The organism is Acinetobacter courvalinii (assembly GCF_014635545.1).
Taxonomy (GTDB): Bacteria; Pseudomonadota; Gammaproteobacteria; order Pseudomonadales; family Moraxellaceae; genus Acinetobacter; species Acinetobacter courvalinii.
Map to the genome: position 1 here is coordinate 1 of NZ_BMDA01000017.1, position 685 is coordinate 685.

The window sequence follows — 685 nt, forward strand, 5'->3', positions numbered from 1 at the left end:
TGATACCATCACTGCGATTGCAACTGACCCTGCAGGTAACCCGTCTGTACCAGGTACAGAGACTGTAGACATCACTCCACCAAATCCAGCGGGTGCAACCCTTGCGATTGATGCGGTGACAGCAGATAACGTTGTGAATGCAACTGAGGGTGCAGGCAATGTCACGATTACAGGTACCTTAACCGGTATCCCTGCAGATGCAGCAACGACAGTAGTGACACTGCTTATCAATGGCGTGACTTACACTGCAACTGTAGATGCAGCGACAGGTAACTGGACAGCCGATGTAGCAGGTAGCGACCTGTTGGCCGATGGCGACAAGACCATCGATGCCACAGCGACCTTCACCGATGCAGCCGGTAACAGCAGCAGCGTGACGGATACCCAAGTCTATAACGTGGATGTGACTGCACCGAATGCCCCAGAGATTGATCCAGTCAATGGTACCGATCCAATCACTGGTACAGCAGAACCAGGTTCATCCGTGACTGTGACCTTCCCAGATGGCAGCACAGTTGATGTAGTGACTGATCCAGTAACAGGCGAATGGACTGTACCGAACCCAGGCGGTCTGGTGGATGGTGATACCATCACTGCGATTGCAACTGACCCTGCAGGTAACCCGTCTGTACCAGGTACAGAGACTGTAGACATCACTCCACCAAATCCAGCGGGTGCAACCCTT

1 protein-coding gene is annotated in these 685 nt (G+C 53.0%); it reads left to right on the forward strand.

The window, feature by feature from the left end; translation table 11 throughout:
* The coding region (locus tag IEV39_RS18355) for an Ig-like domain-containing protein (RefSeq protein ID WP_188382624.1) at positions 1 to 685 on the forward strand (685 nt) is incomplete at both ends.